The sequence below is a fragment of the Roseateles sp. P5_B10 genome (assembly GCF_056400485.1).
The window spans coordinates 1-619 of the sequence record NZ_JBFULE010001572.1 but is presented as its reverse complement, the minus strand read 5'-3'; the positions used below and the strand labels follow the sequence as shown (position 1 = coordinate 619).

Genomic DNA, 619 nt, shown 5'->3' with positions numbered 1-619 from the left:
CCGTGTGTGAAGGCCAGTTGCGCGCGCAGCTCATGGCCGGCGGAGCAGGGTGCGAGTTGCAGCAGCAGGCCGAGCTGGTCCACCAGCGTGCGGTCCACGCCGTCGCTTTCCCAGCAGGGGCGCATGGCCAGCGCCAGGCGCACACCCGCGGTGGCGTCGCCATCGTCGACGGCACCRGCGATGAGGGCGCGAGCCTGCTCGCGCCGTGGCGCCCACGCCGTGATCGGCGCTTGCAGGCCCAGCGCAAGTGCCCAGTCACACAACGCCGCGCGCAGCGTGCCGCGCGCACCGCGCTGCTCGGCCGCGTCCACGCCTGCGAGCACCCCGCGGCGCAGCAATTCCAGCATGCGGTAGCGCGGCTCGGCATCGCCGCCGGCCTGCAGCAAGGAATGGCTGACCAGCTCATTGAGCACTGCCGGCGTGCCGCCGAGGGCTTCCACATCGGCCCAGGCGAAGGCGCCGGGCAGGGCGGCCAAGCGCTGCAGCAGGGCGCGTGGCTCGGGGCCAAGCAAGGCCAGGCTCCAGTCCAGCAGGCCCGCCACCGAGGCGTGGCGGGGCGCTCGCGTCGGGCTGGCGAGCCAGGCAGGCAGTGGCGCGGCCTGCGTGCCGAGGCCGCGCC

Annotated in this window: 1 pseudogene; it reads right to left on the bottom strand. The window is 75.1% G+C overall.

Annotated features, from left to right (window positions below):
* Window positions 1-619, bottom strand: a pseudogene (locus AC1DU6_RS34640) (hypothetical protein); the annotation flags it as partial.